Raw genomic sequence first — 4,555 nt, 5'->3', positions numbered from 1 at the left:
TCCCGGGAATGTCATTGTTAGGGGAAGTGTACTTAATACATTTATGGTAGAAGCTGAAGGTGATGTAGAGATTTATGGGAATTTGGGGGGTACTGTAATTGCCGGGGGGAATTTACAGATTAGAAAAGGTATTGTTCAAGGTAAGGCTGACGTAAAAGGAAATATTTATACACGTTATATAGAAAATGCGGAAACTTATAGTCAGGCTAGTATTTTTGTTGGTGAGGCTATTTTACATAGTACTGTTAAGGCCGTAGAAAAAATTGAAGTAGCTGGTCGGAGGGGATTAATTGCCGGGGGACGTATTACAGCGGGAAAAGAAGTATCAGCAAAAAATATAGGGGCTCCCATGGGTACCACTACTATTTTGGAAGTTGGTTATGCTCCGGATTTGATCGATGAATATAAAGCTGTTTGTACCCAAATGACGTATTTAAGTAAAGATATGGAGAAAAACATAAAGATTATTAATACTCTAGAAAAAATGAAGCAAGAGGGTAATTATTCACGGCAAAAACAAATATTACATTCACAAGTTTTACAGACGCAAAATAAAAATAAGTTGGAGCTCTCGGAATTACAGGAAAGAAAAAATGATTTAGAATCTTGTTTTGGTGATTTAAAAGAAGCACGAGTTAAGGTTTTGGAAACCATCTATTGTGGGGTTGTTTTAAATATGGGTAAACATACCTTACATATAGATGAGGAAAAACGGCGTTCCGTTTTTCGTTTGGAGGATTATGAAATTAGGGGGTTTTCTATGTGACACTGAAATCTGTTGATTTACAAGTGTTGGTGCCGCGTGCGGGTGAAGTAGAAAGAATCCAAAGGACTGTTCAAGATCAACAGCAGACAGATAAACAAATTGTTGGAGAGGCTGTTCGGGAAAATTTACATAAACAGACCCGCATGGTGAAAGAGACCAAAGGAGCGGAACAAAAAAAGGTTCGGGAGGATGCTCCCAAAAAAGAGGGACAAGGTGATAGGCAAAAAAAGAAAAGGGATAATTCGCCAAAAGGGAAACATCTTGATCTTAAAATCTAAAGATCTGGTGGGGGGATTTATTTGCGAATAACGGTTTTTAATTTAATTACTGTCTATTTAAATAGTGTTTTTTTAATTATCATTCTTTTAAAATTCAGTGAATTGAAATCTCTAAAGACTGAGTATTTAACCTTAAAAGAAGAATTAGAACAATTATTAACCGAAAACTCATTTATGGTTAAACAATATTTGGATCAATTCGAGGCAAAACTTGCTGAGGGTAAAGATTTAGTCAGGGTCTTGAAGGAAAAATCCGGTTCTTCACAAATGGTTTTATTTCCACAGTCAAAACAGGAGGTAAATAACCCAATTACTGCTAAAATCTTTAATCTCTGGGAAAAAGGTAAATCTGTTACCGAAATTGCCGAACAATTAAATATGACTAAGGGGGAAATTTCCCTAAGGTTAAATTTAGGGAAAAAAACGGCCCAACAAAAATAAAATGTTGTTTGTTGGGTTGTTTTTATGTTATACTAACAAAGGTGTAAATACACACGCTATTGGATTTATTTCAGGGTGCCAATTTTGGTTTGAAATAAAAATGAAGATAGCGGAGGTAAAACCAAGGGGAGGGAGGTGTAGTAATGTCTGTGATTACCATGAAACAGTTATTAGAGGCAGGTGTGCATTTTGGACATCAAACTAGAAGGTGGAATCCCAAAATGGAACCTTACATTTTTACGGAACGCAACGGTATTTATATTATTGACTTACAAAAAACCGTAAAAATGATTGAAATAGCTTATGAGTTTGTAAGGGATTTAGTTGCTGATGGTAAACATATTCTTTTTGTGGGGACAAAAAAACAAGCTCAAGAAACAGTTAAAGAAGAGGCCGAACGCTGTGGTATGTTTTATGTAAATCAACGCTGGCTCGGGGGTACACTTACTAATTATCAAACCATTAAGCAAAGAATTAAGCGATTAAAGGAACTTGAGGAAATGGAGGAAAAAGGAATTTTTGCGGTACTACCTAAAAAAGAAGTAGCTGGTTTGGTCGCCGAAAGAGAAAAATTACAGAAGTTTTTGGGTGGGATTAAAGATATGCCCGGTTTACCCGGTGCTTTATTTGTAGTCGATCCCCGTAAAGAACATATTGCCGTAGCTGAAGCACGCCGTTTGGAAATTCCTATTGTCGCCATTGTGGATACTAATTGTGATCCTGATAAAATTGATTATATTATTCCTGGGAATGATGATGCTATTAGAGCTGTAAAATTAATTGCCTATAAAATGGCTGAGGCTGTTTTGGAGGCTAAACAGGGTGTAGTTGACGAGGAAGTAGTTGCCGCAGAGGAAGTTCAGCAAGTGGAGTAAGGGGTGCAGGGGTAATTGCCCCCTTAACCCCTTTTTATTTTTGATTTTTCGGAAATAATAAGTTATGTAAAGGAGGCGAAACTGATGAGTACAATGGAAAAAATTAAGGAATTAAGGGAGCGTACTGGGGCTGGTGTCTTAGATTGTAAAAAGGCTCTTGCGGAAAAAGATGGAAATTTAGATGAAGCAATAGCTTTTTTGCGGGAAAAAGGTTTGGCAGATGCTGCTAAAAGGGCTGGACGCATTTCCTCAGAAGGAATAATTGAAGCCTATATTCATGGCGGCAGAATTGGGGTGCTTTTGGAACTAAACTGTGAAACCGATTTTGTAGCAAAAACACCTGCTTTTAAGGATTTGGCTAAAAATATTGCTATGCAAATTGCCGCTTCTCGTCCAGAATATGTGCAGAGGGAAGATATTCCGGGGGAGGTTTTGGAAAACGAAAGGGCAATTTTGCGTACCCAAGCTTTAAATGAAGGCAAACCGGAAAAAATCGTAGAAAAAATGGTTGAAGGTAGAATGCGTAAGTACTATGAAACTGTATGTTTATTAGAACAGCCCTATATTCGTGAACCGGAAATTACGGTAAATGATTTGATTGTTGAACAGATTGCTAAGATCGGGGAAAATATTAAAGTTAGACGTTTTGTCCGCTATGAGGTTGGCGAAGGGTTAGCCAAAAAGGAAGAAGATTTTGCCGCTGAGGTGCAAGCACAATTAAATAAATAGTTTTAATGAAGAGGACAGCTGCTGTTCTCTTTATTAAAATTCAAAAGTTAAAAGGTTTTTTTAAAGTGGTGTAGAATTTAAAAGGGGAGGAGACATAAAAAGATGGCTCAGGCAAAATATAAGCGGGTTATTATTAAGTTAAGTGGAGAAGCACTGGCCGGCAAACAAAAATTTGGTATTGAACAACAAATTTTAAATTCAATTTCTCGACAAGTTAAAGAAATTTTGGCTCATCATGTAGAAGTGGCTATGGTTGTTGGTGGAGGTAATATTTGGCGAGGTGTTACTGGTAGTGAACGAGGTATTGATCGGGCTACAGCTGATTATATGGGAATGTTGGCGACAGTTATTAATGCTTTAGCTTTACAAGATACCTTGGAAAAACATGATGTTGATACACGGGTTCTTTCGGCAATTGAAATGCGGCAAATTGCTGAACCCTATATTAAACGAAGAGCAATTCGACATTTGGAAAAAGGTCGGGTGGTTATTTTTGCTGCTGGTACCGGTAATCCCTTTTTTACAACAGATACCACGGCGGCTCTGAGAGCTGCAGAAATCGAAGCTGAAGTTATTTTAATGGCCAAAAAAGTTGATGGGGTTTATGATAGTGACCCAGTTAAAAATCTCCAAGCCCAAAAATTAAGTGAACTTACCTATATTGATATATTGAATCAAGGGTTGGGAGTTATGGATTCTACAGCCGCTACCTTGTGTATGGATAATGGCATACCCTTAATTGTCTTTAGTATTTTGGCTGAAGGTAATATTAAAAAGGCTATTTTTGGTGAAAAAATAGGTACATATATTGGGAGGTAGAAAAATGTTTAGGGATGTTTTTACCGAAACGGAAACAAAAATGAAAAAGTCAATTGAGGTTTTACGCAGTGATTTTTCCACACTGCGTGCCGGAAGGGCAAATCCAGCCTTATTGGAAAAAATCAGGGTGGAATATTATGGTACTTTGACTCCCCTTAATCAAGTAGCCAATATTTCGGCACCTGAACCGCGTTTGTTGACTGTACAGCCCTGGGACAAAACTATTTTGGAAGATATAGAAAAAGCTATTTTAAAATCTGATTTAGGCTTAAATCCTAATAATGACGGTAATATTTTACGAATAGCAATTCCTCAATTAACTCAAGAAAGTAGAGAAGAATTAGTTAGAACTATTAAGAAAAAAGCAGAGGAAACTAAAGTTAGTATCAGAAATATTCGTCGTGAGGCTAATGAGCAAATAAAGAATAGAGAAAAAGCGGAAGGGGTTTCCGAAGATATTGTAAAAAAGGCTCAGGAAAAGGTGCAAGAATTAACTGATAAATATATAGAAGAAATTGAGCGTGTTTTTGAAGCGAAAGAGAAGGAAGTAATGGAAGTATAAAAAGGCCCCCTTTGGCAGGGGGTTTTTTGTCTTTGGGGGGGCGAGGGGCTGTTGACATGAAACTATAAAATATTATAGAACCCGC

General features: G+C 37.2%; 7 protein-coding genes. All 7 read left to right on the top strand.

From position 1 onward, the window contains the following. On the top strand, nucleotides 1–766 hold a 766-nt coding region (locus tag GX687_05370; protein ID HHX96866.1), incomplete at its 5' end, for a DUF342 domain-containing protein. Then, a complete protein-coding gene (locus GX687_05365) occupies nucleotides 763–1,044 on the top strand; it encodes a hypothetical protein (GenBank protein ID HHX96865.1) in 282 nt (93 codons plus the stop codon). The genes GX687_05370 and GX687_05365, both read left to right, overlap by 4 nt. Before the next feature lie 21 nt (nucleotides 1,045–1,065). Then, on the top strand, nucleotides 1,066–1,485 hold the full coding sequence (locus GX687_05360) for a hypothetical protein (GenBank protein HHX96864.1): 420 nt from the start codon (nucleotides 1,066–1,068) through the stop codon (nucleotides 1,483–1,485). 143 nt (nucleotides 1,486–1,628) lie between these two features. After that, complete coding sequence (gene rpsB, locus GX687_05355) at nucleotides 1,629–2,360, top strand: 30S ribosomal protein S2 (GenBank protein ID HHX96863.1); 732 nt, start codon at nucleotides 1,629–1,631, stop codon at nucleotides 2,358–2,360. Between the two features lie 81 nt (nucleotides 2,361–2,441). Beyond that, nucleotides 2,442–3,089: a translation elongation factor Ts gene (tsf, locus tag GX687_05350; protein ID HHX96862.1), complete on the top strand. Its 648-nt coding sequence runs from the start codon at nucleotides 2,442–2,444 to the stop codon at nucleotides 3,087–3,089. Between the two features lie 102 nt (nucleotides 3,090–3,191). After that, nucleotides 3,192–3,908 (top strand): UMP kinase, encoded by a 717-nt coding sequence (locus tag GX687_05345; protein HHX96861.1) that lies wholly within the window; start codon nucleotides 3,192–3,194, stop codon nucleotides 3,906–3,908. A gap of 4 nt (nucleotides 3,909–3,912) precedes the next feature. After that, a complete protein-coding gene (frr, locus tag GX687_05340; GenBank protein ID HHX96860.1) occupies nucleotides 3,913–4,470 on the top strand; it encodes a ribosome recycling factor in 558 nt (185 codons plus the stop codon). Nucleotides 4,471–4,555 lie beyond the last annotated feature (85 nt).

It is taken from the genome of Clostridia bacterium (genome assembly GCA_012841935.1).
Taxonomy (GTDB): Bacteria; Bacillota; Peptococcia; order DRI-13; family DTU073; genus DUTS01.
This window is presented reverse-complemented; position numbering and strand designations above follow the sequence as displayed.